Source organism: Leifsonia sp. P73 (assembly GCF_051059105.1).
Classification (GTDB): Bacteria; Actinomycetota; Actinomycetes; order Actinomycetales; family Microbacteriaceae; genus Leifsonia.
In genome coordinates this window covers 1,416,040-1,442,584 of record NZ_CP194931.1, presented here as the reverse complement: position 1 = coordinate 1,442,584, position 26,545 = coordinate 1,416,040, and the positions used below count along the sequence as shown (strand labels likewise).

Annotated in this window: 26 protein-coding genes, 1 tRNA gene, 4 pseudogenes and 1 riboswitch; of the genes and pseudogenes, 17 read left to right on the top strand and 14 right to left on the bottom strand. The window is 71.5% G+C overall.

Annotated features, from left to right (window positions below):
- Window positions 1–42: 42 nt before the first annotated feature.
- Complete coding sequence (locus tag ACQ86L_RS07325) at window positions 43–579, top strand: hypothetical protein (protein WP_434318304.1); 537 nt, start codon at window positions 43–45, stop codon at window positions 577–579.
- A complete protein-coding gene (locus ACQ86L_RS07320; protein ID WP_434318303.1) occupies window positions 576–698 on the top strand; it encodes a hypothetical protein in 123 nt (40 codons plus the stop codon). Before ACQ86L_RS07325 ends, ACQ86L_RS07320 begins: the two co-directional genes overlap by 4 nt.
- Window positions 699–813: 115 nt before the next feature.
- On the opposite strand, the gene ACQ86L_RS07315 is transcribed toward ACQ86L_RS07320, so the two are convergent.
- Window positions 814–2,325 carry a family 20 glycosylhydrolase gene (locus tag ACQ86L_RS07315; RefSeq protein WP_434318302.1) on the bottom strand — a complete coding sequence of 504 codons (1,512 nt, stop codon included), beginning with the start codon at window positions 2,323–2,325 and terminating at the stop codon, window positions 814–816.
- A gap of 152 nt (window positions 2,326–2,477) precedes the next feature.
- Window positions 2,478–2,577: riboswitch (ZMP/ZTP riboswitch) on the top strand.
- Between the two features lie 36 nt (window positions 2,578–2,613).
- Between ACQ86L_RS07315 and glyA the strand changes: the two genes are divergently transcribed.
- From glyA to ACQ86L_RS07300, 3 genes are all read left to right on the top strand, one after another.
- Entirely contained in the window at window positions 2,614–3,939 is a 1,326-nt protein-coding gene (gene glyA, locus ACQ86L_RS07310) for a serine hydroxymethyltransferase (protein WP_434318301.1), read from the top strand.
- Between the two features lie 84 nt (window positions 3,940–4,023).
- Window positions 4,024–4,905: a bifunctional methylenetetrahydrofolate dehydrogenase/methenyltetrahydrofolate cyclohydrolase gene (locus tag ACQ86L_RS07305; protein ID WP_434318300.1), complete on the top strand. Its 882-nt coding sequence runs from the start codon at window positions 4,024–4,026 to the stop codon at window positions 4,903–4,905.
- On the top strand, window positions 4,902–5,399 hold the full coding sequence (locus ACQ86L_RS07300; RefSeq protein ID WP_434318299.1) for a YbaK/EbsC family protein: 498 nt from the start codon (window positions 4,902–4,904) through the stop codon (window positions 5,397–5,399). The genes ACQ86L_RS07305 and ACQ86L_RS07300 overlap by 4 nt, the downstream gene beginning before the upstream one ends.
- Before the next feature lie 73 nt (window positions 5,400–5,472).
- On the opposite strand, the gene ACQ86L_RS07295 is transcribed toward ACQ86L_RS07300, so the two are convergent.
- The 4 genes and pseudogenes from ACQ86L_RS07295 to galT form a co-directional block, all read right to left on the bottom strand.
- The gene (locus ACQ86L_RS07295; protein WP_434318298.1) at window positions 5,473–5,985 is read right to left on the bottom strand and encodes a gamma carbonic anhydrase family protein; all 513 of its coding nucleotides are present in this window, start codon (window positions 5,983–5,985) and stop codon (window positions 5,473–5,475) included.
- A 50-nt stretch (window positions 5,986–6,035) separates the two neighbouring features.
- Complete coding sequence (locus tag ACQ86L_RS07290; RefSeq protein WP_434318297.1) at window positions 6,036–6,824, bottom strand: MBL fold metallo-hydrolase; 789 nt, start codon at window positions 6,822–6,824, stop codon at window positions 6,036–6,038.
- Between the two features lie 43 nt (window positions 6,825–6,867).
- Window positions 6,868–8,028: pseudogene (gene galK, locus ACQ86L_RS07285) on the bottom strand (galactokinase); the annotation flags it as partial.
- A pseudogene (galT, locus tag ACQ86L_RS07280) lies at window positions 8,025–9,223 on the bottom strand (galactose-1-phosphate uridylyltransferase). The pseudogenes galK and galT, both read right to left, overlap by 4 nt.
- 82 nt (window positions 9,224–9,305) lie before the next feature.
- Here galT and ACQ86L_RS07275 point away from each other — a divergent pair.
- Complete coding sequence (locus ACQ86L_RS07275) at window positions 9,306–10,091, top strand: DeoR/GlpR family DNA-binding transcription regulator (protein ID WP_434318296.1); 786 nt, start codon at window positions 9,306–9,308, stop codon at window positions 10,089–10,091.
- Between the two features lie 16 nt (window positions 10,092–10,107).
- Window positions 10,108–11,040, top strand: a complete 933-nt coding sequence (locus ACQ86L_RS07270) for an aldose 1-epimerase family protein (RefSeq protein WP_434318295.1) — start codon at window positions 10,108–10,110, stop codon at window positions 11,038–11,040.
- On the opposite strand, the gene ACQ86L_RS07265 is transcribed toward ACQ86L_RS07270, so the two are convergent.
- Entirely contained in the window at window positions 11,019–11,723 is a 705-nt protein-coding gene (locus tag ACQ86L_RS07265) for an SDR family oxidoreductase (RefSeq protein WP_434318294.1), read from the bottom strand. The genes ACQ86L_RS07270 and ACQ86L_RS07265 overlap by 22 nt on opposite strands.
- 87 nt (window positions 11,724–11,810) lie before the next feature.
- Here ACQ86L_RS07265 and ACQ86L_RS07260 point away from each other — a divergent pair, with 87 nt between their 5' ends.
- Window positions 11,811–12,392, top strand: coding sequence for a TetR/AcrR family transcriptional regulator (locus ACQ86L_RS07260; RefSeq protein WP_434318293.1), 582 nt, complete (start codon window positions 11,811–11,813; stop codon window positions 12,390–12,392).
- Here ACQ86L_RS07260 and ACQ86L_RS07255 read toward each other — a convergent pair.
- Genes ACQ86L_RS07255 through ACQ86L_RS07245 form a run of 3 tightly spaced genes read right to left on the bottom strand, consistent with a single transcriptional unit; the run spans window position 12,376 to window position 14,202 of the window.
- On the bottom strand, window positions 12,376–12,768 hold the full coding sequence (locus ACQ86L_RS07255; protein WP_434318292.1) for a DUF1801 domain-containing protein: 393 nt from the start codon (window positions 12,766–12,768) through the stop codon (window positions 12,376–12,378). The two genes, ACQ86L_RS07260 and ACQ86L_RS07255, sit on opposite strands and share 17 nt — an antisense overlap.
- A gap of 25 nt (window positions 12,769–12,793) precedes the next feature.
- On the bottom strand, window positions 12,794–13,891 hold the full coding sequence (locus tag ACQ86L_RS07250) for a calcium:proton antiporter (protein ID WP_434318291.1): 1,098 nt from the start codon (window positions 13,889–13,891) through the stop codon (window positions 12,794–12,796).
- Window positions 13,888–14,202, bottom strand: a complete 315-nt coding sequence (locus ACQ86L_RS07245) for a hypothetical protein (protein ID WP_434318290.1) — start codon at window positions 14,200–14,202, stop codon at window positions 13,888–13,890. The genes ACQ86L_RS07250 and ACQ86L_RS07245 overlap by 4 nt, the downstream gene beginning before the upstream one ends.
- 39 nt (window positions 14,203–14,241) lie before the next feature.
- Between ACQ86L_RS07245 and ACQ86L_RS07240 the strand changes: the two genes are divergently transcribed.
- From ACQ86L_RS07240 to ACQ86L_RS07225, 4 genes are all read left to right on the top strand, one after another.
- Window positions 14,242–14,601, top strand: a complete 360-nt coding sequence (locus ACQ86L_RS07240; RefSeq protein WP_434318289.1) for a DUF4232 domain-containing protein — start codon at window positions 14,242–14,244, stop codon at window positions 14,599–14,601.
- A 61-nt stretch (window positions 14,602–14,662) separates the two neighbouring features.
- Window positions 14,663–15,940 carry a chloride channel protein gene (locus tag ACQ86L_RS07235; protein ID WP_434318288.1) on the top strand — a complete coding sequence of 426 codons (1,278 nt, stop codon included), beginning with the start codon at window positions 14,663–14,665 and terminating at the stop codon, window positions 15,938–15,940.
- 143 nt (window positions 15,941–16,083) lie between these two features.
- Window positions 16,084–17,358, top strand: coding sequence for a S1C family serine protease (locus ACQ86L_RS07230; protein WP_434318287.1), 1,275 nt, complete (start codon window positions 16,084–16,086; stop codon window positions 17,356–17,358).
- Between the two features lie 296 nt (window positions 17,359–17,654).
- Complete coding sequence (locus tag ACQ86L_RS07225; RefSeq protein WP_434318286.1) at window positions 17,655–18,239, top strand: protein tyrosine phosphatase; 585 nt, start codon at window positions 17,655–17,657, stop codon at window positions 18,237–18,239.
- 211 nt (window positions 18,240–18,450) lie between these two features.
- Here ACQ86L_RS07225 and ACQ86L_RS07220 read toward each other — a convergent pair whose 3' ends face one another.
- Window positions 18,451–19,005: a hypothetical protein gene (locus ACQ86L_RS07220; RefSeq protein ID WP_434318285.1), complete on the bottom strand. Its 555-nt coding sequence runs from the start codon at window positions 19,003–19,005 to the stop codon at window positions 18,451–18,453.
- A 202-nt stretch (window positions 19,006–19,207) separates the two neighbouring features.
- Between ACQ86L_RS07220 and ACQ86L_RS07215 the strand changes: the two genes are divergently transcribed.
- Both ACQ86L_RS07215 and ACQ86L_RS07210 read left to right on the top strand, forming a co-directional pair.
- A complete protein-coding gene (locus ACQ86L_RS07215; RefSeq protein ID WP_434318284.1) occupies window positions 19,208–20,659 on the top strand; it encodes a purine-cytosine permease family protein in 1,452 nt (483 codons plus the stop codon).
- Complete coding sequence (locus ACQ86L_RS07210; protein ID WP_434318283.1) at window positions 20,656–21,126, top strand: nucleoside deaminase; 471 nt, start codon at window positions 20,656–20,658, stop codon at window positions 21,124–21,126. The genes ACQ86L_RS07215 and ACQ86L_RS07210 overlap by 4 nt, the downstream gene beginning before the upstream one ends.
- A 50-nt stretch (window positions 21,127–21,176) precedes the next feature.
- Here ACQ86L_RS07210 and ACQ86L_RS07205 read toward each other — a convergent pair.
- Window positions 21,177–21,249 (bottom strand) — tRNA-Lys (locus ACQ86L_RS07205).
- A gap of 56 nt (window positions 21,250–21,305) precedes the next feature.
- Between ACQ86L_RS07205 and ACQ86L_RS07200 the strand changes: the two are divergent.
- The 3 genes and pseudogenes from ACQ86L_RS07200 (at window position 21,306) to ACQ86L_RS07190 (ending at window position 23,556) form a co-directional block, all read left to right on the top strand.
- Window positions 21,306–21,933 (top strand): annotated as a pseudogene (locus tag ACQ86L_RS07200) (DNA-directed RNA polymerase subunit beta).
- 262 nt (window positions 21,934–22,195) lie between these two features.
- Window positions 22,196–22,759: an ECF RNA polymerase sigma factor SigK gene (gene sigK / locus ACQ86L_RS07195; RefSeq protein ID WP_434318282.1), complete on the top strand. Its 564-nt coding sequence runs from the start codon at window positions 22,196–22,198 to the stop codon at window positions 22,757–22,759.
- Complete coding sequence (locus ACQ86L_RS07190) at window positions 22,756–23,556, top strand: anti-sigma factor domain-containing protein (RefSeq protein ID WP_434318281.1); 801 nt, start codon at window positions 22,756–22,758, stop codon at window positions 23,554–23,556. Before sigK ends, ACQ86L_RS07190 begins: the two co-directional genes overlap by 4 nt.
- Before the next feature lie 75 nt (window positions 23,557–23,631).
- Here the strand turns inward: ACQ86L_RS07190 and pstB are convergent, their stop codons facing one another.
- From pstB to pstC, 3 genes and pseudogenes are all read right to left on the bottom strand, one after another.
- A complete protein-coding gene (gene pstB / locus ACQ86L_RS07185) occupies window positions 23,632–24,411 on the bottom strand; it encodes a phosphate ABC transporter ATP-binding protein PstB (RefSeq protein ID WP_434318280.1) in 780 nt (259 codons plus the stop codon).
- 47 nt (window positions 24,412–24,458) lie between these two features.
- A pseudogene (gene pstA, locus ACQ86L_RS07180) lies at window positions 24,459–25,555 on the bottom strand (phosphate ABC transporter permease PstA).
- On the bottom strand, window positions 25,555–26,502 hold the full coding sequence (pstC, locus tag ACQ86L_RS07175) for a phosphate ABC transporter permease subunit PstC (RefSeq protein ID WP_185276620.1): 948 nt from the start codon (window positions 26,500–26,502) through the stop codon (window positions 25,555–25,557). The pseudogene pstA and the gene pstC overlap by 1 nt, the downstream one beginning before the upstream one ends.
- Between the last annotated feature and the right edge of the window lie 43 nt (window positions 26,503–26,545).

Below are 26,545 nucleotides of genomic sequence, written 5' to 3'. Positions count from 1 at the left end.
TCCGGTCGGCCAGTGACACCCATCCCCTACGAAGGAGAATCCATGAAGAAGACATTGTTCGGCGGCCTCGTCGCCCTGGCACTTGCCCTCGCGCCCACGGTGGCAGCCCACGCGGACTACCCGCCGGGCGGCGGCGGGCTGCACGGCTCGCTCGACAAGTACACCGCCGAACCGGGCGAGACTGTCACGTACACCGCTCCGGCGACTGCCTACTCGGCGGGCGAGTCCCTGACGCACACCCTCACCGGCCTGAACGGGCACACCGCGACCAGGGCATCGCTGCGCACCGCCCCGGTCGCGGGGACGGTCGGGCAGTTCACCGCGACGGCGGAGGACGACGGCTCGCACACGTTCGCGTTCGTCATCCCCTCCCAGGCGGGCTCCAGCTACACGTACCAGGTCCTCCGCGCCGACAGCTCGGTCTGGGACACGTTCGACATCTCGGTCGTGAACCCGGTCATCCCCCGGGCGGTGGGAACGGCGGCAACGGAAACGGCAACACCGGTGACGGAACGAACAACGGCGCCGGCACCGGCACGACCGGTGGCGGCTCCGGCGGTAACGGCGGCCTCGCGATGACCGGTTCGGACATCGCGGTCGCGGGCATCGCCGGCTCGGCCGCGCTCCTGGTCGGCGCGGGCGTCGTCCTGCTGATCGTCCGTCGTCGCCGCCGCAGCGCGGAGACCGCTGCCGCGTGATGATCGCGACCCGGCGAGCCTGACACTCGCCGGACGAGAGGAGCCGGTGGCCCCACGGGGTCACCGGCTCCCTTCGCGTCCGCACACAGGACGGCGGTCCCGTCGAGCGCGGACCTCAGCTCGTCGCGTCCTCCGGCCACAGCACTTCCGCGACCCGGCGGTACGACGTCCCCAGCGCGTCCCAGTGCTCGGCGAGCCGGGCCACCCTCGCCGCGAACTCGTCGAAGTCGCGCGTCGACACCACCTCGGCCGTGTCCGCGGGAGCCTCCGACCAGCCGATCTCGGCGACGGCCGCGAGCCGGGGGAACGCCATCCGCTCGACCTCCTCGATCGTCGCGATGGTCTCGGTCCACACCGGAGCCTCGACGCCGAGGATGTGCGCGTCGCCCAGCCCCGGCACGATCCGCGCGGGGTCCCACTGGTACGCGCTGCGAAGATCAGTCGGGCCGTCGGCCCAGTCCTGACCGATCGGGTCGCCCTCCTCGTACACGATGTCGAGATAGGCGACGTCGGCCGGGGACATGATCACGGCGCCACCGCCCCGGACGAACGCCAGCGTCTCCTCGGCCGCGTCGCCGCGCGGGACGCGGAACGACCAGTACTGCCCGACCGTCCCCTCGGGGAGTCCCGCGGCGCGGCCCATCTCGTGCCAGCCGACCGGGATCTTGCCGGCCTCGGCGACGAGCTGCGCCGCCCGCCGCACGAAGGCCTCGAAATCCGTCTCCGAGGTGCTGAGGCACTCGTCGCCGCCGATGTGGAGGTACGGACCGGGCGTGAGGGCCGCGACCTCGCGGATCACGTCGCGCACGAAGCCGTCCGTGACCGGGTCGCCCGTCCGCAGGGTGCTGAAGCCGACCTCCGACCCGGTGTACAGCGCGGGCGCGACGCCGTCCGGGTTGAGCTCGGGGTAGGAGGCGAGCGCCGCGTTCGTGTGCCCCGGCATGTCGAGCTCGGGGACGATCGTGACGTGCCGCTCCGCCGCGTACGCGACCAGCTCGCGGTAGTCGTCCGCGGTGTAGTAGCCGCCCCGGCTGCCGTCGCTGCCCGTGGAGCCGCCGATGCGCGTCAGCTCGGGCCACCCGGCGATCTCGACGCGCCAGCCCTGGTCGTCGGTCAGGTGGAGATGGAGGTGGTTCACCTTCAGCAGGACGACGGCGTCGATGAACCGTTTGACGTCCGCGACCCGGAAGAAGTGCCGCGCGACGTCCAGCATCGCGCCGCGGTAGGCGAAGCGCGGGTGGTCGCTGATCCGGACCGCGTCGACCGTCAGCGCGTCGCCCTCGCACTCGGCGGGGACGAGCTGGCGCAGCGTCTGGACGCCCCAGAACGCGCCGGCCGCGGTGGCCGCGCCGATCCGCACGCCCTCGGCCGCGACCTCCAGCGTGTAGCCCTCGGCCGGGTGCCCGGCCGGCCCCTCGTCGTCCGCGATCACGATCGCGATGTCCCCGAACGCCGGAGGCTCGTGGACCACGGCCAGCTCCCGCCGGCAGTCCGTCGCGAGTTCGACGTGCAGCAGCCGGCCGACGGCGTCGGCGCCGGGCCCCGCGACGATGATCCTGGCGCCGGGGAGGAGTGTGAAGGGCGCGTCGCCCGTGTTCTCGAGCTGGGCGGGGCGAGGCACGACCACGGCTGTTCCTAACCACGTCAGGGGATTCTCGGGGTTCGGCCGACGCTGCCCACCCGCGGGACGGCCATCAGCGAGTATCGCAGCCGTCCTAACTAATCAGCAAGGCCTCCAGCGGATGAGCACGGGCCTGTTCGACGCCCCTTTGCTATGCTTGCTCACGTCGCGACTGGCGCTCAGATGGTCACCATCGGGGAGCGACAACGGTTACCTCGAACGAACGGATGGATTCGGCCGCGCGCCTGGGTCGATGCACAACGATTGTCCATCCCTGCTTTCAAGGAGCCGATAGTGACCGACACCCTTCCGTCCACCTTCACCGCCCCGCTGGCGGAGGTCGATCCCGAGATCGCGGAGGTGCTGCAGCTCGAGCTCGGCCGCCAGCGCGACTACCTCGAGATGATCGCCTCGGAGAACTTCGTGCCGCGCGCCGTTCTCGAAGCCGTCGGCTCGGTGCTGACGAACAAGTACGCCGAGGGCTACCCGGGGCGCCGCTACTACGGCGGCTGCGAGTACGTCGACATCGCCGAGCAGCTGGCGATCGACCGGGCGAAGAGCCTGTTCGGCGCCGAGTACGCCAACGTCCAGCCGCACTCCGGCGCGTCCGCGAACGCGGCCGTCCTGTCGGCCATCGCCACCCCCGGCGACACCATCCTCGGCCTGGAGCTCGCCCACGGCGGCCACCTGACCCACGGGATGAAGCTCAACTTCTCCGGCAAGCTCTACAACGCGGTCGCCTACGGCGTCGACCCGGAGTCCTTCACCGTCGACATGAACGTCGTGCGCGACAAGGCCATCGAGCACAAGCCGCAGGTCATCATCGCCGGCTGGTCGGCCTACCCGCGCCAGCTCGACTTCGCCGCGTTCCGCGAGATCGCGGACGAAGTGGGCGCGAAGCTCTGGGTGGACATGGCGCACTTCGCCGGCCTCGTGGCCGCGGGCATCCACCCGTCGCCCGTGCCGTACGCCGACGTCGTCAGCTCGACCGTGCACAAGACCATCGGCGGCCCGCGCTCCGGCTTCATCGTCAGCCGCGACATGGAGCTCGCCAAGAAGCTCAACTCCAACGTGTTCCCGGGCCAGCAGGGCGGCCCGCTCATGCACGTGATCGCGGCCAAGGCGACCGCGTTCAAGCTCGCTGCGACCGAGGAGTTCAAGGACCGCCAGGAGCGCACCGTCCGCGGCGCGAAGCTGCTCGCCGAGCGCCTGACCGCCGAGGACTCGAAGGCAGTGGGCGTCGACGTCCTCACCGGCGGCACCGACGTGCACCTCGTGCTCGCCGACCTCCGCCACTCGGAGCTCGACGGCAAGCAGGCGGAGGACGTCCTCCACGAGGTCGGCATCACCGTCAACCGCAACGCGGTGCCGTTCGACCCGCGCCCGCCGATGGTGACCTCCGGCCTCCGGATCGGCACGCCCGCGCTCGCGACCCGCGGCTTCGGCGACACCGAGTTCACCGAGGTGGCCGACATCATCGCCCTCGCGCTGCGCCCCGGCGCCGACACCAAGGCGCTGCGCGCCCGCGTCGACGCTCTCACCGCCGCGTTCCCGCTCTACCCCGGCCTGACCCCCTCCGGCCAGGAGGGCTTCCCCGTCGAGCTCCCGTCCTCGATCTAGCTCACCCCATCCGTTCCGGAGTTGTGCACGGGGCGAGACGGCGTGTCGCGTGCACAACTCAGGAACTGATGGATGGAGGCCGGAGTGACGGCGAAGGTACTGGACGGTAAGGCTACGGCGGGGGAGATCAAGGCCGAGCTCACGGAGCGCGTGGCGCGGCTGCGCGAGCAGGGCGTCGTGCCGGGGCTCGGCACGATCCTGGTCGGCGACGACCCGGGATCGCAGTGGTACGTCGCGGGCAAGCACCGCGACTGCGCGGAGGTCGGCATCGCCTCCATCCGCCGCGACCTCCCCGCGGACATCTCGCAGGCCGAGCTGGAGGCCGTGATCGAGGACCTCAACGACGACCCGGACTGCACCGGCTTCATCGTGCAGCTCCCGCTGCCGTCGCACCTCGACACCGACGCGATCCTGGAGCTTGTCGACCCCGCCAAGGACGCCGACGGCCTCCACCCGACGAACCTGGGCCGCCTGGTCCTCAACGTCAACCGGCCGATCACCACCCCGCTGCCCTGCACGCCACGCGGCGTCATCGAGCTGATGCTGCGGCACGGGATCGACCTGAACGGCAAGCATGTCGTGGTCGTCGGCCGCGGGGTGACCGTGGGCCGCGCGATCGGCTCGCTGCTCACCCGCCGCGAGTACAACGCCACCGTGACCCTGACCCACACCGGCACGGTCGACCTGGACGGCATCCTGCGCAGCGCCGACGTGATCGTCGCGGCCGCGGGCGTCGCCGGTCTGGTGACCGCCGACAACGTCAAGCCGGGCGCCATCGTCCTCGACGTGGGCGTGAGCCGGGTGGAGGACCCGGTCACCGGCAAAAGCAAGGTCGCCGGCGACGTGGCGGCCGACGTCGCCGAGGTCGCCGCGTGGGTCTCGCCGAACCCGGGCGGCGTCGGCCCGATGACCCGCGCGCTGCTGCTGCAGAACGTGGTGGAGTCCGCGGAGCGGGCGCTGGCATGACCGCAGAGGACCGCACGCATCCCGCGGTCGAGCGGGTGGAGGCGGCGCTGCTGGAGGCCGGGGTCGAGCCGCGCGTGCGCTGGTTCGAGTCCGCGACCCCGACCGCGGTCTCGGCCGCGGCCGAGCTGGGCGTGGAGGTCGGAGCGATCGCCAACTCCCTGGTCTTCACGATCGACGGCGAGCCGCTGCTGGTGATGACGTCGGGCGCGCACCGTGTCGACACCGCCTTTCTCGGCGAGCGGCTGGGCGGCCGCATCCGCCGCGCGGACCCCGAGACGGTGAAGGCGGCGACGGGCCAGACCATCGGCGGCGTCGCGCCGCTCGGGCACCCGGAGCGCCTGCGCACCGTCGTGGACGTCGCGCTCGCCGGCTACCCCGAGGTCTGGGCCGCCGCCGGCCACGCGCATACGGTCTTCCCGACCACGTTCGCCGAGCTCGTCCGCATCACCAACGGAACCCCCGCCCCCGTCGAGCCCGCCCCTCACGAGTCCTGACCCCGGCCGAGGGGCACGTCGTTGTCACTTTTCGAGCCCGGAAGTGACAACAACGTGCCCCTCGGCGGTGGGTTCAGGGCGCGGGGTGCTCGGTGACGTGGGTGAGGTAGGCCTGGGCGTTGCGGAGGATGCCGGCGCGCTCCTCCTCGGTGAGCTCGCGGCGCACCTTGCCGGGAACTCCCGCGACCAGCGACCCGGGCGGGATGACCGCGCCCTCCAGCACGACGGTCCCCGCCGCGAGCAGCGAGCCCGCGCCGACGACCGCGCCGTTGAGCACCGTCGCCTGCATCCCGACCAGCACGCCGTCCTCGATCGTGCAGCCGTGCAGCACGGCGTTGTGGCCGACCGACACGTCCGCGCCGATGGTCAGCGGATAGCCGTGGTCGACATGGCAGGACACGTTGTCCTGGAGGTTGCTGCGCTCGCCGAGGACGATGTCCTCCGCCTCCGCCCGCAGCACCGCGTTGTACCAGACGCTGGAGCCGGCGAGCAGTCGCACGCGCCCCGCGAGCACGGCGCCGGCCGCCACGAAGGCGTCGTCCGCGACGCTGGGGGTGGAGCCGTCCGTGAGCGTGATGATCGTCATACCCACCACCCTAGAGCGCCCGCCCGCACCGCCGCGGAGCAGGCATTCGCTCAGTCGGCGGCGACCACGAACCGCCTGCGGACGACCCGCTCGCCGGGCTCGCCACGGAACTCGTCCAGCGCCGAGAGCACCCGGTCGAGGATGCGCGGCGGCAGCGGGAGCGGCAGCTCGTCCGGCTGGTCGAGCGTCCCCGGCGCGTAGATGACGCCGGGCGTGTCCGACATCTCGACGTGCGCGCCGCGCAGCTCGCGCACCGGCGCGGTCGGCGCGTCCCTGAAGCGGATCAGCCGCTCGATCGTCGCCCGGTACTGCGCCAGGTCGCGCACGTAGAGATGGCCGGGCAGCACGGTGTCGCCGCTGAACAGGATGCCGGTCTCGCGGTCGAAGAACGCCACAGCGGACGGCTCATGGCCCGGGCCGCCGATCACGTCGACGGTGCGGCGCCCGAGCGGGAAGTCCACCGTCTCGTCCGGCCACGATCGGAAGCCGAAGAATGCGATCACCTGCGCGGGCGTGGTCCCGACCAGCGTCGTCCCCGGCCGTCCGGCCAGGAGCGGGTCACCCGCGATGTGGTCGCGGTGCGCGTGGCTGTGCGCCACGACGAGCGGATACGGCCGCGTGAAGACAGCCGGGTTGCGGCGCAGCCACTCCTCGGTGAGCGCGTCGACCGCCGCGCGGAGCGGGAACACCTGCTCGTCGTTCGTCGCCCCGGTGTCGATGAGCAGCGCGCGCTCCCGCCCGAACAGCAGGAACAGGAACGGCGCCTCCCAGTGCGAGGACTTCGGCTGGCGGAGCTGGACCGTGTCGGGACTCAGCCAGGTGATCTCCGGTTCGCTCATCGTCCCATTCTGGCGGAGGCCGGTGACGTGCGGATGAACGGGACTCAGCTCTCGCGCCGCGAGCCCTCGAGGCGTTCACGGTGAACACCTCCGGTTGACCGAAGCCGTGCTCGGCGAAGGCCCCGTCGAGCGCGACCTGCACGCGGCTGAGCGCGTCGAGCGGCACGAGCGCGATCGCCGAGCCGCCGAATCCGCCGCCCGTCATCCGCGCGCCGATCGCGCCGTTCGCCTGCGCCGTCTCGACCGCGAGGTCGAGCTCCGGGACCGAGATCTCGAAGTCGTCGCGCATGGAGACGTGGGAGGCGTCGAGCAGGTCGCCGATCGCCGTCGGGCCGCTCTCCCGCAGGAGGCGGACGGTGTCGAGGACGCGCTGGTCCTCGGTGACGACGTGCCGCACCCGGCGGAAGGTCACGTCGTCCAGCAGCTCGCGGGCGCGCGGGAGGTCGTCCACGCTCACGTCCCGCAGCGACGCGACCCCGAGGGCCGCGGCTCCGGCCTCGCACGACGCCCTGCGCTCGGCGTAGCCGCCGGTCGCGTGCGCGTGGGTGACGCCGGTGTCCACGATGAGGACGGCGAGGCCCGCTTCCTCGAGCCCGAGCGGCACGATCTGCGACTCGAGCGAGCGGCAGTCGAGGAACACCGCGGAGTCGGGCCGGCCGAGCAGCGACGCGGACTGGTCCATGATGCCGGTCGGAGCGCCGACGACGATGTTCTCGCTGCGCTGGCCGACGCGGGCCAGCGTCTGGCGATCGAGCCCGAGTCGCCACACGTCGTTGAGCGCGAGCGCGGTCGCGCCCTCGATCGCCGCGGACGACGACAGACCGGCGCCGACGGGGACGTTGGAGTCGATCAGGAGGTCGAAGCCCGGCACAGCCGCCAGGTCGGCGCCGAACTCGCCCAGCGCCCAGGCGACGCCGAGCGGGTAGGCCGACCAGCCGTCGAGCGCGTCGGGGGAGAGCCGGTCGAGGTCGATCTCCACCAGCTCGTCCGCGAACGTGCTGCCGACCCGCACGGTGCGGTCGTCGCGCAACCCGAGGGCGGCGACCGTGCGGCGGTTGATCGCGAACGGCAGCACGAAGCCGAGGTTGTAGTCGGTGTGCTCGCCGATGAGGTTCACCCGGCCGGGGCTCGACCAGACGCCGTCGGGCTCCCGGCCGAAGATCGTGACGAAGTCGTCGCGGACGCCGGTGCGCAGGTCGGTCATGCGGGGATCTTTCCTTCGGGGGTGGAGGCGGTGGCGGGCATGGTCACGAGCCCGGCGATCCCGGCGGGCAGCTCGCCCACCGGGTTCTCGCGATCGGCACGGGCGACGGCCTCCCGGAGCGCGGCCGCGGCCTGCTCGGGCGGGATGTCGCCGATCCACGCGCCCATCGCGGACTCGGAGCCGGCCAGGAACTTCAGCTTATCCGCGCCGCGGCGGGGGAGGTCAGCTGCAGCATGAGCCGGATGTCGTCGCGGTGCGCGTGGACGGGCGCCTGGTGCCAGGCCGCGATGTACGGCGTGGGGGAGTCGTAGAGCGCGTCCACCCCGCGCAGCACGCGCAGGTAGAGGGTGGCGAGCTCGTCGCGCTCGGCGTCCGAGGTGGCGGCGAGGTCGGGGATGTGGCGGTGCGGCAGCACGTGGATCTCGATCGGCCAGCGCGCCGCGAACGGCACGAACGCCGTCCAGTGCTCGCCGGCGAGGATGACCCGCTCCGACGCGCGCTCGCGCTCCAGGATGTCGGCGAACAGCGTCGGCCCGTAGCTCTCCAGCGACCGGATGAGGGCGCTGGTGCGCGGGGTGACGTACGGGTAGGCGTAGATCTGCCCGTGCGGGTGGTGCAGGGTGACGCCGATGGCCTCCCCGCGGTTCTCGAACGGGAAGACCTGGCGCACGTTCGGGAGGGCGGAGAGTGCCGCGGTGCGGTCGGCCCACGCCTCGATGACGGTGCGGGCGCGGGTCGGCGTGAGGCTGCCGAACGAACCCGTGGTGGCGGGGCTGAAGCAGACGACCTCGCAGCGGCCCACCGAGGTGCGGGTGCGCTCCAGCCCGACCGCGGCGAGGTCGTCGAGCCCGGCCGGCTGGTTCGCGTCCTCCAGCAGCGGACCGAACGACGGCGACTTGTTCTCGAAGACCGCGACGTCGTACAGGCTCGGGATCTCGGACGGGTTGCCCGGGGTGGCCGGCGCCAGCGGGTCCAGCTCCGCCGGCGGGAGCATGACGCGGTTCTGCCGCGCGGCGGCGATCGAGACCCAGTCGCCGGTCAGCGGGTCCTGGCGCATGGTCGCCGTGGCCGGACGCGGCGCGGGCTCGCGCAGGTCGGGCGCGCGGTCCGGGTCGAGCGCGGAGTCCGGGTCGTCGTAGTAGATGAGGTCGCGACCGTCGGACAGGCGGTGCGGGCGCTTCGTGATGGCGGCCATGCTTACCTTTCGTTTCCGAAAGCAAATGTACCGATTGACTTGCGGATTGACAAGTAAACGCAAGCGCTGGAGCATTGCCGGTATGAGCGAACCGCTGCCCGCCGCCCTCCGCCGAGAGCGGATGCTCGACCTCATCGGCCGCACCGGGTTCGTCCGCGTCGCCGAACTGAGCGAGGCGTTCCAGGTCTCCGACGTCACCGTGCGCTCCGACCTCGACGCCCTCGACGCGCAGCAGAGCATCCGCCGCGTCCACGGCGGGGCGGTGCTGCGCGGTGCCGGCACGCGGGAGGCGAGCTTCGAGGAGGCGCTGGAGTCGTCCGCCGAGGAGAAGCGGAGGATCGGCGCGGCCGCGGCGGCGCTGGTCGAGTCCGGCAGCAGCGTCCTCCTCGACGTCGGCACGACCACCGCCGCGATCGCGCGGGCGCTCGCCGACCGCGACGACCTGGAGGACGTCACCGTCATCACCAACGGCCTCACCATCGCGCTCGAATTGGAGCGCGCCATCCCGCGTTTCCAGGTGGTCGTCACCGGCGGCACGCTGCGGCCGCTGCAGCACTCGCTGGTCGAGCCGCTGGCGTCCGTCCTCCTGGAGCGCGTGCACGCCGACCTCGCCTTCATCGGCTGCACGGGCGTCGACCCCGTCGGCGGGATCACCAACGTGAACCTCCCGGAGGCCGACCTCAAGCGCGTCATGGTGGCGTCGTCCGGCCGCGCGCTGGTCGTCGCCGACGGCTCCAAGCTCGGTCGCACGCACGTCGGCCGCATCGCCGCGCTGGAGGACGTGGCCGGCCTCCTCACCGGCGAGTCCGCCGCCGCGGAGGCCGTGCGATCCCTGCGCGAAGCGGGCTTGCCGGTGACCGTCGCCTGAGGAATACGCTGTCCCCATGCGAGCACCGACCGGAGAACAGTACGACCTCGAGTTCGGCGACCTGACCGCCACCGTCACGCAGGTGGCGGCCGGCCTCCGCACCCTCCGGTACGGGGGAGCGGACATCCTGGAGCCGTTCCCGGAGGACTCCACCCCGCCCTCGGCCGACGGCATCGTGCTGATGCCGTGGCCGAACCGGGTGAAGGACGGCGTCTGGGAGCTGGACGGCGTCCCCCAGCGGCTCGCGCTCACCGAGCCGTCGCTCGGCAACGCCTCGCACGGCCTCCTGCGCTACCGGCCGTACACGCTGGTCGAGCGCTCCGACTCGGCGGTGACGCAGGCGGCCACGATCTACCCGGAGCCCGGCTACCCGTTCATCCTCGACACCACCGTCACGCACGAGCTCGACACGGAGGGCCTGACGGTCACGCACACGGTGACGAACCGCGGCGAGCGGAGCGCGCCCGTCGCGATCGGCGCGCACCCGTACCTCCGCATCGGCGACGTCCCGGCCACCCAGCTCACCCTGACCGTCCACGCCAGGACGCGCTTCGAGACCGACGACCGGCTGAACGTCACCGGCGAGGCCCCGGTCGCCGGCACGAAGTACGACCTCTCGGAGGGCGGGATCGTCGCGGACCTCGACCTCAACGACGGCTTCGGCGACCTCGGCTCGCCCGAGCACGTGCTCGCCGCGGCGGATGGCCGCACGGTCACCCTCTGGGGCGACGCGTCCTTCGCCTACGTCCAGGTGTTCACGCACCGGGCCTTCGCCACGAAGGAGGCCGGGGAGGTCGCGCTCGCCGTGGAGCCGATGACCGCCCCGGCGAACGCGCTCAACACCGGCCAGGGCCTGCGCTGGGTGGAGCCGGGCGAGACCTGGACCGCGCAGTGGGGCATCCGCCCGCGCGGCTTCGCGTCCGACTCCTACCTGGCGAGCTGGGGGTAGAGCACGCGCACGTCCTGGTGGAGGACGGACTTCACCTGCTGCGCGGTCTCGCCGACGACGGCCTCCGCGTCTCCCGCGGCGACGGCGTCCAGCGCCTCGGCGACGACCTGCGCCGGCGGCACCTTGTAGCCGTCCGCGTGCGCGGCCATGTCGGTGTCGACGTAGCCGACGTGGACGCCGACCACCTGGATGCCCTGCGGCGCGAGCTCGACGCGAGCGGAGTTGCTCGCCGACCACAGCGCGGCCTTGCCCGCGCTGTACGAGCCGATGGCGTACCAGCTCAGGGCGGAGTGCATGTTGACGATCGCGCCGCCGCCGTTCGCGGCGAGGATCGGCGCGAAGGCGCGGGTCACCAGCACCGGACCCCAGAAGTTGGTGTCGAACTCGCGGTGGATCTCGGTCAGGTCGCCGCTCACGAGCGACTGGTTCACGCCGATCCCCGCGTTGTTGACGAGCACGGTCACGTCGGTGGCGACCTCGGCGGCGCGGCGGATGCTCTCCGCGTCGGTGACGTCAAGCTCGAGCGGGACGACGCGCGGGTCGGTGACGTCGACCGACTCGGGTCGGCGGGCGGCGGCGTAGACCTTCGACGCCCCGCGCTCCAGGAGCTCGGCGACGAAGGCGGCCCCGAGGCCGCGGTTGGCGCCGGTGACGAGGGCGACGCGTCCGGTGAGATCGGTCATGATGATCCTCCAAAAGTAAACTGATCTGTTTCCGACAATGTACACAGATCGGTTTACTTTGCGCAACCCGGCCTCTAGAATCGACGCATGACCACGACGACCGCCCCCCGCCCCAAGCCCCGGGAGCGCGTGCTGGACGCGGCCGCCCGGCTCTTCATCCGCGAGGGCGTGCATGCGGTCGGCGTCGACCGGCTGGCGCAGGAGGCCCAGGTCTCCAAGCGCTCCATCTATCAGCACTTCGAGAGCAAGGACGCGATCGTCGCCGACATGCTGACGGAGTACGGCCCCCGCGTGGTCGCGGGCTACTTCAGCGAGGGCGACGACGGCCGGACCCCGCGCGAGCGGGCCCTGCACGTCTACGACGCCCTCCACCGCGCGGCGGAGGCCGGCGACTACTTCGGCTGCCCGTTCGTCAACGTGGCCACCGAGCTGCGCGACCGGGACCACCCCGCCGCGCAGGTGGCGCAGCACTTCAAGGGCGAGCTGACCGCGTACTTCCAGCGCCAGGCCGAGGCCGCGGGCGCCGTGTCGCCGTATGTCCTCGCCGTGCAGCTCACGCTCCTGTTCGACGGCGCGTCCGCGAGCGCCGCGCTGTGCGGCGGGACGCCCCTGGCCGCCCGGCTGGCCGCGGAGACGCTCTGGGACGCCGCGGTCAACGCCGGCCGGTGAGCGTGCGCCAGCCGCCCGCGCGATTGTCCGCGATGAGCCGGCGCAGGAAGGTCAGCAGCGCCTCCCGGTCGATCGGGTCGCCCTCCCGGAACCCGATCGTGCGCGCGGTCGCGTTGTCGTGCCCCGCCGTGATGAGCCCGGCCGGGTCGGGCACGATCCCGCCGTCGTAGACGAACAGGTTGACGTGGTCCTTCGCCGCGAGGAAGGCGGCGACGGTGCCGTCGAGCACGAAGTACGGCTGGACCGAGCGCTTGATCGTCTCCTCGATCGCCGGGTCCGCCTCGTGCAGGATGTCCCGCAGCTCGCCGAAGACGTCCTGCTGCCAGGCCGGCAGCGGCGCCAGGTAGGCATCCACCCGCGGGTCGCGTCCGCTCATGCTCGGAGCGTACGCCGGGCCACCGTCACGGCACGATCGACAGGAAGATGAACGCCGCGAAGATGATGAGGTGGATGCCGCCCTTGATGCGCGCCGCCTGCCCCGGCATGATCGTCAGGATGCTGACCACCACCGTCAGCATCAGCAGCACGATCTGACTCGCGCCGAGCCCGAGGTGCAGCGGCCCCGGCAGCGAGATCGACGCGACCGCGATCGCCGGGACGGTGAGGCCGATGCTCGCGATGGCCGAGCCGAGCGCCAGGTTGAGGCTGGTCTGCATCCGGTTGCGGCGAGCCGCCTTCGACGCGGCGATGCCCTCCGGGAGCAGCACCAGCAGCGCGATGATCACGCCGACGAACGACTGCGGGAGGCCGATCCCGGTCACCGCGCGCTCGATCGGCGTGGACTCCAGCTTGGCCAGCCCGACCACGGCGACGAGGGCGACCAGCAGGAGGCCGACGCTGATCAGCGCCGTGCGTGTCGACGGCGCGTCGGCGTGGCTGTCCTCCGTGAGCGGTGTGCCCTTGGGGGAGACCGGAAGGAAGAAGTCGCGGTGCGCGAACGTCTGCGTGAAGACGAACATCCCGTACAGGGCGACCGACGCGATCGCGGCGAACGCGAGCTGGCCGGTCGAGAACTCCGGTCCGGGGGTCGCCTCCGTGAAGGTCGGCAGCACCATCGTGAGCGTCGCCATCGCCGTGACCGTGCCGAGCGCCGCGCCGCTGCCCTGCGCGTTGAAGGCGGTGGTCTCCCGCCGGGTCGCGCTGAGCAGGAGGCTGAGGCCGACGATGCCGTTCATGGTGATCATGACGGCCGAGAAGACAGTGTCGCGCGCGAGCGTCGCGGAGTCCTTGCCCGTGGTCATCAGCGTCACGATCAACGCGACCTCGATGATCGTCACCGCCACGGCGAGCACGAGCGATCCGAACGGCTCGCCGACCCTGTGTGCGACGACCTCCGCGTGCTGCACGGCGGCCAGCACGGTCCCGGCGAGGACGACCGCGATCAGCGCGACGGCGAGCGGTTGCAGTTCCACCGTCCAGAACGCGACCAGGACGACGACGCCGATGACGGGGACGAAGACCGTCCAGAAGCGTGCCAACCAGGTCCCGAGCGCTCTCATGCCTTCATACTGCCAGTGCAACTCGGGGCCGGGCGGCGAGTCATCGCCGGGCGGACCGCCTCGGCGTGCTGACAATAGGGCATGTCCGTCTCGCCGCGTCGCTCCGTCATCGCCAGGCCCGCTTTCGCCGTCGCGCTCGCCGCGGCGTTCGCGCTGGGCCTCGCCGGCTGCTCCGCGGGCGCGAGCCCGACGGCGTCCCCCGCTTCGTCGGACTCCACGTCCGGCTCGGGCTCGGGCTCGGCCTCACCGCGCCCGACGGCGACCAGCGACTCGCAGCCCATCCAGGGCCAGTGCGCCACCTCGAACCTCACCGGCGCCATCGGCAAGGGGCAGGCGGCGCCGCCGGCAGCGTGGGGGTCACCATTGTCCTCACCAACACCGGCTCGACGCAGTGCTCGCTGCAGGGCTGGCCCGGCGTCTCGTTCGTGGGGGACGGCAACGGCACCCAGCTCGGCAACGCGGCCCAGTTCGACCGCACCACCCCGCACGACACGGTGGTCCTGCAGCCGGGCGGCACCGCGCAGGCGCCGCTGAAGATCACCCAGGCTCTCAACTACCCCGACGCGGACTGCAAGCCGAAGCCGGCCGACGGCTTCCGCGTGTACCCGCCCGGGTCGACCGAGTCGCTGTTCGTGAAGGCCGACAACTACACGGCGTGCACGACGACGACGGTCAACCTCCTCACCGTCGGCGGCCTCGCGGCTCCGTGAGCCGGCTGATCCTCTGAGACGCCTCCCGGGGGCGCGACCCGGCTGGCAGTAGCCTGGGAGCGTGCCCACCTCCCGACGCGTTCCCGCGCGCGCGACGCCCGCCTGGCTGGCCCGGCTCGTCGTCGTCACGGCGCTCGTCGGCGTCGGCGCCGGTGTGGGCGGAGGGCTGGTCTACCTCGGCCTGCACACCATCCAGCACCTGGCGTTCGGGTACTCGGAGGGGACCTTCCTGGAGGGGCTGCTGGACGCTCCGCCGCTGAGCCGTGTCGTCGCGCTGGTCCTCGCCGGCGTCCTCGGCGCGGTCGGCTGGTTCTTCCTGCGCCGCTGGGGACGCCGCAGCCCCGCGCGCGCCATCGTCTCGGTGGAGGCCGCGGTCGACGGGCGCAGGATGCCCGGCGTCGTGACGCTCCTCAACGCCGCCCTTCAGGTGATCATCGTGGGCCTCGGCGCCTCCATCGGCCGGGAGGTCGCCCCGCGCGAGATCGCGGCCTGGTGGGCGTCGTGGCTGTCGGAGCGCGCCGGCGTGAACGCCCGCGAGCGCCGCATCCTGGTCGCGTGCGGTGCGGGCGCCGGTCTCGCCGCCGTCTACAACGTCCCGTTCGGCGGCGCGGTGTTCGCCATCGAGATCCTCCTGGCCGAGATCAGCTTCGCGACGGTGCTGCCCGCCCTCGCCACGTCGGCGATCGCGGCGCTCGTCGCCCGGCTGGTGGTCCCGGCCAACCCGCTGTACCTCGTGCACCAGATCCCGTTGCGCCCGCAGATCGTGGTGTGGGCGATCCTCGCGGGACCGCTCATCGGCTTCGCGGCCGTCGGCTTCGTGCGGCTGACCCGTTTCGCCCAGGACCACCGCCCGAAGTCGTGGGGCATCCTCATCGTCATGCCGCTGGTCTTCGCCGCGGTCGGCGTGGTGTCGCTCTGGCTGCCCGCGATCCTCGGCAACGGCCGCTCGCTCGGCCAGCTCGCGCTGGAGGCGACGCTGCCGATCGCGGTGATCCTCCTCACCACCGTGGTCAAGACCGCTGCGACGGTCGGCACGATCGGTGCGGGTGCGGCCGGCGGCACCCTGACCCCGTCGTTCGCGATCGGCGCCGGGCTCGGCCTGACGCTCGGCGGAGTGTGGGAGCTGCTCTGGCCGGGCGAGCCGCTCGCGGCCTTCGCGCTGCTCGGCGCGGCGGCCTTCCTCGCGGTCACCATGCGCGCGCCGTTGACGGCGCTGCTGCTCGTCATGGAGTTCACCAACCAGGGCCCGGACATGCTGGCGCCGCTCATGCTCTGCATCGCGGGAGCCGTAGCGGTGGGCTACGTGCTGGAGCGGGGGCGGTTCACCGGGGTTGCGTGATCCTGGCGGCGTGACCGTCCCGTGACCCGATTCATAGGAATCTCTGGTTTTCTCCCGGCGCAGTCAAAAGCTGCGCATCATGGCTTCTCACTCATGTGCGGTGTGCTGTCGACATCAAGCCTGACGTCGAGAGGACCACAGTCATGGACGAGGTCGAGGGAGTTCCCCCCGTAGCAGCAGAGAACGGTGCGGCGCAGCCCACCGCAGCCGCACCCACGCGGGCGCCGCGGCGCCGACGCCGGCCGGTCATCGTGGTGTCCACCGCGGTCGCCGCGACCCTCGCCGTCGGCTCGGCGTTCGGGCTCGGGGCGCTGACCTACACCGCCGGTTCGGCCTCCACGACCGCCTCCACCGCGTCCAGCAGCGTCCACAACACGCTGAGCCGCAACGGCTTCGGCGCGGGCGGGTACTCGTACGGGTACGGCTCCGGGGGCAGCGGAGGCTACGGCGGCTCGGGTTCGGGCTCGTCGTCCTCCGCCGGCTCGTCCACCCTCGCGAGCGCCACCGCCGCCGAGGAGGTGGGAGTGGTCGACATCACGTCGCAACTCACCTACGCCCAGGCCGAGAGCGCCGGCACCGGCCTGGTGCTCACCTCCAACGGCGAGATCCTCACCAACAACCACGTGGTGGAGGGCGCGACCAGCATCAGCGTCACCGTCGTCGCCACCGGCGCCCAGTACACCGCGAAGGTGGTCGGCACCGACACCACGGACGACATCGCCGTCCTCCAGCTGAGCAATGCGTCGGGCCTCAGCACCGCGAACCTCGACACGTCCGCGGACGTGGCTGTGGGCGACGCCGTCACGGGAGTCGGCAACGCAGGGGGCACGGGAGGAACGCCCTCCGCGTCGCCCGGCTCCGTGACGGCGCTCGACCAGACCATCACCACGCAGGCCGAGCAGACCGCCGTCTCCGAGACGCTGAGCGGCCTCATCCAGACCGACGCCGACATCCAGGCCGGCGACTCGGGCGGCCCGCTGTTCAACTCGGCGGACCAGGTGATCGGCATCGACACCGCCGCCGCGCAGGGCGGAGCGACCGAGGGCTACGCCATCCCGATCCAGAACGCGCTCACCATCGCGGGCGAGATCACGTCCGGCCAGGCGTCCTCCACGGTGACGATCGGCTACCCGGCCTTCCTGGGCGTGGAGGTCGCGCCGAGCGACAGCGTGGCGGCAGGCTCTGTCGCCGGCGCCACCATCTCCGGTGTCGTCTCCGGTGGCCCCGCCGAATCCGCCGGGCTCGCCGCTGGGGACACGATCACCGCGGTGAACGGCACGACCATCGACTCGGCGCAGGCCCTGACCACCGCGCTCGCCGCTCTCCACCCGGGCGACAGCGCGAGCGTCTCCTGGACCGACGCCTCCGGCGCGTCGCACACCGCGCAGGTGACCTTGGCGCAGGGACCGGTCGCGTAACCACGGTTCGAGGGCCTCGGATCTCCTCCGTTCGCGACAGGTGTCGGTAAAGGAGGAATTCGCGCTGGCGAGTGCGGAAATGTCAGCCAGCGGAGGAGATGCAGGCCCGGGTACGGCGGATGTCCTCCGGTCGCTGCGGATGGGTGACGGTGGATTGTCTCGGGGTGCCGGGGTGCCGGGGTGCCGGGCCTCCTTTTTGGTGTCGGCTGTGCGTAACCTTTGGAGCCATCCGGCCGATTAAGAGAGGGAGGGCCCGTACGGCGTCCGTCCACGACAGGAAGTCAGGAAAGAACCGGATGTCACTCGTCTCCGTCATCGCCGCCCACAAGCTCACGATCGGGCTCGTCGCCCTCGGGACTATCGCCCTCGGCGGGACGACGGCGGCCGCCTATGCGGACGCCCTCCCCTCCGGCCTCCAGGACGAGGCCCACGCGCTCATCGGAGCGCCGACCGCCGACCCGACCGCCGACCCGACAGCGCCTCCCACGGCCGAGCCGACCGACTCGGCGACGGACACGGCGGCGCCGACTCCGGAACCGACCACGGACCCGACCACGGACCCGACCTCGACCGCCGTCCCGGTCGGCCCCGACGCTTCGGGCCCGGCAGCACACGGCTTGTGCACCGCCTACGAGCACGGCGGCCTCGCCGCGACCTCGGTCGCGTACGGATCGCTGGAGAAGGCGGCAGGTGGCGCCGGAGGGATCGACGCGTACTGCGCCACGATCGTCGCGCCGGGCAATTCCGGCGCCCACCAGCCCACCCCGGCGCCCGCGCCGACCGGTGCGCCGGCCGTGACGGGTCCCGCGCACGCGACGCACGGCGGCTCGGGGAACGCGGGCGGCTCCTCGCACGCCGGTGGGGGTCACGGGAAGCCGTAGGCCCGGTGTAGACCTGAAGCTCGTGCACGGGGGTGCGATGAGGGTGCGGAGCGTGGCGCTCGCCTGGACCTGCTGGGCGAGGTCGCTGCCGTCGCGCTGGCCGTGATCAGCGTGTCCCGGTCCGGGGCGGCCTCCCGGGTCCGGACGGCCTGAGAGCGAGCCTCGGCGCCCGGACTGTTCGGTCCGGGCGCCGAGGCGCGACTCTCTCAGGTCAGCGGCCCAGCACTCCGCTGGTCCCGTTGAGGCCCTTGAGGGCGTCGCTCACGGCGCTGTTGACCGAGTCGGTCACCGACGCGCCGAGGTTGCTCAGCGAGGCGCCGGTCGTGTCGCCGGAGCGCACAGGAGCCGAGACTCGTGTGCCGTTGCCGGCCGACGTGTCGTTGCCCGAACCGACCGGGGCGTTGTTGCCGCTCGCAACCGGGGTCGAGTCGTTGCTTCCGACCGAGTTGCCGTTCGCCTGGTTGCCGCTGGCGACGGGGTCGCCGCTCGCGACGGGGCCGACGGTGTTGCCGCTCGCGTTGCCGCTGGCGACAGGGCCCTGGACGACGGGGCCGACCGTGACCGGAGCGGAGACGCTGTGCAGGATGTCCGACACGCTCAGGTAATCGAGCGTGTGCGGAGCCACGGCCGTGGTCGTGGTGGGTGCGGTGTCGGTGTTGTTGCTCGTCTCCGCGTTCGCCGGAAGGGCGAGACCTCCCACGATCAGACCGGAGGCGACCACAGCCGCTCCGCCCCGGATCCCGACGCGCTTGGTGACGTTGTTCATTCCGAACTCCCTTGCGTTGCGCGGCCGGAGTGATTCCGGCCGTCAGGAGTGGTCCGGAGGCATCCCCGAATCGGATTGGATGGAGGTCTCCGGACGCCGCGGGAGGCCGAGATAATTGCCCTTTGTAAACAGCATGTGACGTTTCGTGCGGGAGAGGGCATCCGGCCCCTGCGGAGTCCGTGGAGTACGTATGCTCGCACGCATGACGCGAACGCCGCAGGTCGGCATTGAACCCGTAGAGACCCGTCGTCCCAACGCGACCGCCATCGAGAGCGGCGGCATCGAGGCGATCCCGCCGGAGCGACGGCACGGTTCGCCCTGGCAGCTGTTCGCCACGTGGACGGCGCCGAACCTCGAGTTCGCCACGATCTTCGTCGGCGTGATCGCGGTGGCGTTCTTCGGGCTCGGCTTCTGGCAGGCGATGACCGCGCTCGTGTTCGGCACCGCGCTCGGCGCGCTCACCCAGGGCATCCTCTCGACGTGGGGCCCGCGGGAGGGGCTCGCCCAGATGGTCATCGGCCGCACGGCGTTCGGGAGCCGGGGCAACATCCTCCCGTCGGCGCTGAACACGGTGATGGCCGGTCTCGGCTGGTTCGCCGTCAACTCCGTCAGCGGCGCGTTCGCGCTCACGACGCTCACGGGCATGCCGGCGGTGGTGTCGCTGCTGATCGTCGTGGTCGTCGAGGTGGTCGTGGCCTTCATCGGCCACGATCTCGTGCAGCTGTTCGAGCGCTACGCCACCTACATCCTCGGTGCGATCTTCCTCGTCGCCACCGTCACGGTCTTCCTGCACGCGAACCTCGGGGCTCCGGTCAAGGGAGGCGGGTTCAGCTTCGTAGGCTGGACGCTCACGGCCGCGGCCGCGTTCGGCTACGCAGCCGGCTGGAACCCCTACGCCTCCGACTACAGCCGCTACCTCCCGGCCGACGCCAGCCGTCGTGCGATCGGCTGGGCGGCCGGCCTCGGCAACTTCGTCAGCTGCGTCGTCCTGATGGCGGCGGGCGCAGCAGCGGCGACCATCGCCGGGTTCAACCCGGACGACCCGACGGCGTCGTTCACGGCCTCCATGCCGGTCGTCATCCGCGACCTCACGCTGCTGGCGATCGCCATCGGGGCCATCGCGGCGAACGCGCTCAACATCTACTCGGGGGCGATGTCCTTCCTCGCCGCCGGCATCCGGATCCCGTTCGCCTGGCGTCGCGCGATCGTTGCGCTCGGTTTCGGCGTCATCGGCTTCTTCATCGCCTGGAGCGCGCTGCCGGACGCGGGCGCGAAGTACGAGAACTTCCTGCTGGTCATCGCCTACTGGATCGCTCCCTGGCTCGGCGTCGTGCTGACGGACCGGCTGCTCCGCCGCGGCACGGAGATCGCGAGCCTCGTCACCAGCCACGCGAAGTACCGCAACCCGGCGGGGTGGATCTCGCTCGTGGTCGCGGGTGGAGTGTCGATCCTGCTGTTCTCCAACCAGCCCTTCTACACCGGACCCGTGGCGAAGGCGCTCCCGATCGGCGACCTGACGCCGCTCGTCGGGTTCGTCCTCGCGGCGATCCTGTACGCCGTCCTGTTCCGCGCCTTCCGCGTGACCCTCGGCGCGCCGCTGGCCGAGGAGCCGACGGTGATCATCGGCGTCGACGCCGCCGACGAGGTGGCGTGAGCGTCGACGAGGCCCGCGTCTACACCACCGACGCGGAGAAGCTCGCGGTGGCCGCCGCTGAGGCCCAGCGGGGCGCCGCCGAGGGCGGCATCCCGATCGGCGCGGCGCTCTTCGACGGCGAGGGGAGGCTGCTCGGCAGCGGCCACAACCGGCGCGTGCAGGACGGCGACGCGTCCATGCACGCGGAGACCAACGCGTTCCGCAACGCCGGCCGACAGCGCAGCTACCGCGACACGGTCATGGTCACGACCCTCTCGCCCTGCTGGTACTGCTCCGGCCTGGTGAAGCAGTTCGGCATCGGCCGGGTCGTGGTCGGCGACGACCGCAGCTTCCTCGGCGGACAGGACTGGCTGGCCGGCCACGGCGTCGACGTCACGGTGATCAACGACGCCGCACTGATCCGCACGATGGGCGACTTCATCGAGGCGAACCCCGAACTGTGGAACGAGGACATCGGGGAGGACTGATCCGGGTGCGTCGCTCCTCCTGGCGCGACCTGCACCTGCGATGTGCGAAGTGGGCCCCGTGGGGCTCGAACCCACGACCCGCGGATTAAAAGTCCGATGCTCTACCGACTGAGCTAGAGGCCCTCGTCGTCTAATCTAGCGTGGATTCCGCACCTCCCGTGCCGGGGCAGAATGGGGGGATGTCGGACCGCTATCACAAGCCAACGCTGTTTCCCGGGGGATGTTCGAGGCCTTTCTCGGTGGGGACGATCCCGCGCAGATCAGCAAAGTCGCCCACGAGACCGCCCAGGCGCTGCTCGCGCGCGTCCGCGAGGATCCCGATCCGGAGATCGTGGACCGGCTCGTCGCGTACACCGACGAGCACGGCATCGACGCGATCGCCGAGTTGTGGGCGCGGTCCAACCCGAAGAGCCTGCCGGGGGCCCTGTGGCGGATCTACCTGCTGCGGCTGCTGATCCGGCAGGACGCCGAGGGGACCGCGCTGCTGTACCAGCGGGGCACGGAGGTCATCGCCTCCATCGACCCCGTGGTCGCGGGCGCGCCGACGCCGGCCGGGCCGGGGAGGTGACGGAGCTCGCCGATCGCATCTTGCGCGGGGTGTTCGAGGGTGACTTCGCGGTCGCGCTGGACCGGGCCGCCGCGTTCTGCCGGGTGACGGCGGCGGGATGCGTCTCCGTGGCCGACGACCGGGACGCGCTCGACCCGGAGCGGGCGAGCGAGCTGACCACGCGCGCCCTGCGTTTCACCCGCACGGCCGAGGAGCTGACGACCTGCGCCCGGCTGTGGCGCACCGACTCGCTCGACTGAGCGGCGAGCGGTGATGCGCCCGGTATTCCCGTCAGCCGTTCTCTCCCTGCGAACGCCACGCCGTGAAGCCCGCTGCGGCCTCCTGTATGCTTGACGAAGCCGGACCGCAGTAACCCCGGGCTCCAATACTTGCCGCTTCGAGCGGCCTCGCGCCGAGAGGCGTTCTGCGGTCCGGCTCTTTCGTGCCCGTCGTGACCCGCTCACCGCGGGGGAAGGGCTACAGTCGAAGGCGTCAGCGGCCCAGACGAGCGGAGATCGAAGAGTGGACGACGCCCCCGCGGTGGAGCAGCTCGACGACCTCCTGCTGCGTGTCGCAGAGGGCGATCAGCACGCGTTCTCCGACTTCTACGACCACACGGCCTCCCGCGTGCTCGGCCTGATCCGGCGCCTCCTGATCGACGCCGCGCAGTCCGAGGAGGTCGCCCAGGAGGTCTTCCTGGAGGCGTGGCAATCCGCTCGGCGCTTCGATCCGAATAAGGGCAGAGCGCTCACCTGGCTCCTGACGATGGCGCACAGGAGGGCGATCGACCGCATCCGCGCGTCCCAGGCCTCTCACGACCGGGACACGGCCGTCGGCATCCGCGACCTGCCGACGGCGTTCGACGTGGTGGCGGAGACGGTGGAGGTCCGGGTCGAGCACGAGCGAGTGGAGGTGGCGATGAGGAAGTTGAGCGAGGTGCAGCGCCAAGCCGTCACGCTCGCCTACTTCGGCGGGCTCAGCCAGAGCGAGCTCGCCGCCGAGCTCGGCATCCCCCTCGGCACAGCCAAAACCCGGTTGCGGGATGCGATGATACGCCTGCGCGACGAACTGGGGGTGACACCATGAGCGACGAGAACCGCGACGCCGTGGACCCCGCGCGCCTCGGCGCCCGCCTCGGTGCGGACAACGCCCGGGAGGCGGAGGACTTCGAGGACGTCGCCGCCCAGCTCGCGCTCGCGTCCGACCCCGTCGAGCCGCCCTCGGCGCTGAAGGCCGCGCTGTTCGCGCGGATCGCCGAGACGCCGCAACTCGCCCCGGAGGACGACGCGGCAGCACCTGCCCCCGTGGCGGCCCACACAGCACCGAGCACTGCGGCACCGAGCACTGCGGAACCGAGCATCGACGCGCCGAGCACCGCAGCGGCCGCCCCCACCCCCGCCGAGGCCCGCGCCGCCCGTCGCTGGTTCCAGCGCCCCGGCGCGATCCTCGCCTCCGCCGCGGCCGCCGTCGTCCTCTTCATCGCCGGCGCCTTCGTCGGCGTCAGCCTCTCCGGAACCGACTCCTACCAGCAGCAGCAGTCCAGCGCTCTGGCCGCGCTGAACGCCGCCCCGGACACGCAGCGCAGCTCCGCCCCCATCACCGGCGGCGGAACCGCGACGCTCGTCTGGTCGGCCCAGCTGGGCCAGTCCGCGATCGTCGCCACCGACCTCCCAAAGCTCGCCGGCGGCAAGACCTACGAGCTCTGGTACATCCGCGACGGCGCCGCCACCCCGGCTGGCACGATGGACTCCGCCGGCCACGTCGCGACCTGGCGCGTCCTCACCGGCACGATGACGCCCGGCGACACCATCGGCATGACAGTCGAGCCCAGCGGAGGCTCCAAGCAGCCGACCACGAAGCCGATCGTCGCCATCAACTCCTGAGCCGAGCCGATCGCACGGCGAACGCAACGAGGCCCACGGGACATCCCGTGGGCCTCGCTCATTGCCGTGCGCGGATCAACCGAAGCGGCCGGAGACGTAGTCCTCGGTGGCCTGCTCGGTCGGGTTCGAGAAGATCATGTTGGTGTCGTTGTACTCGATGAGCTTGCCCGGCTTGCCGGTGCCCGCGATGTTGAAGAACGCGGTGCGGTCGGAGACGCGCGAGGCCTGCTGCATGTTGTGGGTGACGATCACGATCGTGTAGTCGTTCTTGAGCTCCTCGATCAGGTCCTCGATCGCGAGGGTGGAGATCGGGTCGAGCGCCGAGCACGGCTCGTCCATCAGGAGCACGTCGGGGGAGACCGCGATGGCTCGCGCGATGCACAGGCGCTGCTGCTGGCCGCCCGAGAGGCCGGAGCCGGGGAGGGCCAGGCGGTCCTTGACCTCGTTCCAGAGGTTGGCGCCCTGCAGGGACTTCTCGACCAGGTCGTCCGACTCGCTCTTCGACATCCGGCGGTTGTTGAGCTTGACGCCGGCGAGCACGTTGTCGCGGATGCTCATGGTCGGGAACGGGTTCGGGCGCTGGAAGACCATGCCCACCTGGCGGCGCACGAGCACCGGGTCGACTCCGGCGCCGTACAGGTTGTTGCCGTCGATCAGCACCTCGCCGTCGACGTACGCGCCGGGGATGACCTCGTGCATGCGGTTCAGCGTCCGGAGGAAGGTCGACTTGCCGCAGCCCGACGGGCCGATGAAGGCGGTCACCGTGCGCGGCTCGATGGTGAGCGACACGCCCTCCACGGCGAGGAACTTGCTGTAGTAGACGTTGAGGTCGTTGACTTCGATGCGCTTGGACACGTTTTTCCTTGTCTGCGTTCTTCGGGTTGAAGCTGTGGAGTCCGCGGTCAGCGGCCGTACTTGGGGGCGAAGGCCTTCGCGACGATCCGGCCGATGAGGTTCAGGAGCATGACGATGATGATCAGCGTGAGCGCACCCGTCCAGGCACGGTCGACGGAGGCCTGCGCGTGCAGGCCGGCCGCCTGCGTGTACTGCGTGTACACGAACACGGGCAGCGTCATCATCCGGTCGTTGAAGAGGTCGTAGTTCATGCTCGTGGTGAAGCCGGCCACGATCAGCAGCGGCGCGGTCTCGCCGATCACGCGGGCGATGGCGAGCATCACCCCGGTGACGAGGCCCGCGAGCGACGTCGGCAGGACGACCTTGAGCACGGTCAGCCATTTCGGCACGCCGAGGGCGAGGAGGCCTCCCGCAGCTCGTTGGGGACGATCCGCAGGATCTCCTCGCTCGAGCGCACGACGACCGGGATCATCAGCACGGACAGCGCCACCGACCCCATGAAGCCGTTGCGGATGGCCGGCCCGAAGAACAGGGCGAACAGCGCGTAGGCGAACAGACCGGCGACGATCGAGGGGATGCCGGTCATGACGTCCACGAAGAACGTGATGCCGCGGGCGAGGACGCCCCGGCCGTACTCGACGAGGTAGATCGAGGTGAGGAGGCCGATCGGCACCGAGATGACCGCCGCCATGAGCGTGATCTCCAGCGTGCCGACGATCGCGTGGAGCGCGCCGCCGCCCTCGCCGATGATGTTGCGCATCGACTCGGAGAAGAAGGTGAGGTCGAAGCGCGCGAGGCCCTGGGCGACGACCGTCCAGCCGAGCGAGATGAGGGGGAGCAGCGCGATGATGAACGCCGTCGCGACGAGCGAGGTGACCAGCCGGTCCTTCGCTTTCCGGTTGCCCTCGACCAGCAGCGACGTGGAGTAGATCGCGACGTCGAACAGCACCGTGCCGAAGAAGACCGCTCCGACGATGTTGAAGCCCTTGGTGGCGCCGCTCGCCGCGAGCATCGCGAAGACGGCGATGAGCACGGCCCAGGAGCCGACGAGCATCACCCAGGGGGTCCAGCGCGGAAGCTTTCCCGCGGTGTACGAGTTGGCCAGCGGGCGGGGCGCCGCCGTCGCGGTCGTGGTGGCGGCCATCAGTTCGCTCCAGAGAAGGCCGCACGGCGGCTGACGATGTAACGGGCGAGCATGTTGATCAGCAGGGTCACGACGAACAGCACCAGGCCGGAGGCGATGAGCGCGTTGACACCGACGCCGGTCGCCTCCGGGAACTGCAGCGCGATGTTCGCGGCGATCGTGTTCGGGCTCTGCGCCTGCAGCACGGCGAACTTCACGATGAGCGCCGGCGAGAGCACCATCGCAATCGCCAGGGTCTCGCCGAGCGCGCGGCCGAGGCCGAGCATGATCGCGGAGACGATGCCGCTGCGGGCGAACGGGAGGACCGCCATGCGGACCATCTCCCACTTGGTGGCGCCGAGCGCCAGTGCGGCCTCCTCGTGCAGGCGCGGGGTCTGCAGGAAGATCTCGCGGCAGATCGCCGTCATGATCGGGATGACCATCACGGCGAGCACGATGGCGGCGGTGAGGATGGTGCGGCCGGTGCCGGAGATCGGCGGGGCGAAGAGCGGGAACCAGCCGAGGTACTGGCCGAGCCAGGCGTAGAAGGGCTGGACGAAGGAGGAGAGCGTCGCGATGCCCCAGAGGCCGAAGACGACCGACGGGACGGCGGCGAGCAGGTCGATGATGTAGCCGAGGGTCTGCGCGACGCGGCGGGGCGCGTAGTGCGAGATGAAGAGGGCGATGCCGATCGACAGCGGCGTGGCGATGATGAGCGCGATGAGCGCGGCCCAGATGGTGCCGAAGACCAGCGGCCAGACCCACGCCCAGAAGTTGGTGGCGTTGTTGGGGAGCTGGCCGGCGCCGGCGCTCAGAGCGGGGATGCTCTGGATGATGAGGAAGAGCGCGACGGCGGCGAGGGTGGCGAGGATGAGCGACCCGGCCACGACGGTCGAGGTGGAGAAGACGCGGTCGCCGAGGCGGACTTTCGCCTTCGGCCTGATGGCTCCTGCGGTTCCGGCGGTCATTCGTTGCTTTCTCTCATCGGGTCCCCGTCAGGGGTGAGTGTGG

Coding starts and splice junctions, on each gene's coding strand:
- ACQ86L_RS07275 (WP_434318296.1), top strand. CDS start 9,306: ATGAGCGAACCGCTGCCCGCCGCCCTCCGCCGAGAGCGGATGCTCGAC.
- ACQ86L_RS07225 (WP_434318286.1), top strand. CDS start 17,655: ATGTCACTCGTCTCCGTCATCGCCGCCCACAAGCTCACGATCGGGCTC.
- ACQ86L_RS07220 (WP_434318285.1), bottom strand. CDS start 19,005: ATGAACAACGTCACCAAGCGCGTCGGGATCCGGGGCGGAGCGGCTGTG.
- ACQ86L_RS07265 (WP_434318294.1), bottom strand. CDS start 11,723: ATGACCGATCTCACCGGACGCGTCGCCCTCGTCACCGGCGCCAACCGC.
- ACQ86L_RS07290 (WP_434318297.1), bottom strand. CDS start 6,824: ATGAGCGAACCGGAGATCACCTGGCTGAGTCCCGACACGGTCCAGCTC.
- ACQ86L_RS07215 (WP_434318284.1), top strand. CDS start 19,208: ATGACGCGAACGCCGCAGGTCGGCATTGAACCCGTAGAGACCCGTCGT.
- ACQ86L_RS07295 (WP_434318298.1), bottom strand. CDS start 5,985: ATGACGATCATCACGCTCACGGACGGCTCCACCCCCAGCGTCGCGGAC.
- ACQ86L_RS07270 (WP_434318295.1), top strand. CDS start 10,108: ATGCGAGCACCGACCGGAGAACAGTACGACCTCGAGTTCGGCGACCTG.
- ACQ86L_RS07230 (WP_434318287.1), top strand. CDS start 16,084: ATGGACGAGGTCGAGGGAGTTCCCCCCGTAGCAGCAGAGAACGGTGCG.
- ACQ86L_RS07300 (WP_434318299.1), top strand. CDS start 4,902: ATGACCGCAGAGGACCGCACGCATCCCGCGGTCGAGCGGGTGGAGGCG.
- ACQ86L_RS07250 (WP_434318291.1), bottom strand. CDS start 13,891: ATGAGAGCGCTCGGGACCTGGTTGGCACGCTTCTGGACGGTCTTCGTC.
- ACQ86L_RS07325 (WP_434318304.1), top strand. CDS start 43: ATGAAGAAGACATTGTTCGGCGGCCTCGTCGCCCTGGCACTTGCCCTC.
- ACQ86L_RS07320 (WP_434318303.1), top strand. CDS start 576: ATGACCGGTTCGGACATCGCGGTCGCGGGCATCGCCGGCTCGGCCGCG.
- ACQ86L_RS07260 (WP_434318293.1), top strand. CDS start 11,811: ATGACCACGACGACCGCCCCCCGCCCCAAGCCCCGGGAGCGCGTGCTG.
- pstC (WP_185276620.1), bottom strand. CDS start 26,502: ATGACCGCCGGAACCGCAGGAGCCATCAGGCCGAAGGCGAAAGTCCGC.
- ACQ86L_RS07190 (WP_434318281.1), top strand. CDS start 22,756: ATGAGCGACGAGAACCGCGACGCCGTGGACCCCGCGCGCCTCGGCGCC.
- ACQ86L_RS07255 (WP_434318292.1), bottom strand. CDS start 12,768: ATGAGCGGACGCGACCCGCGGGTGGATGCCTACCTGGCGCCGCTGCCG.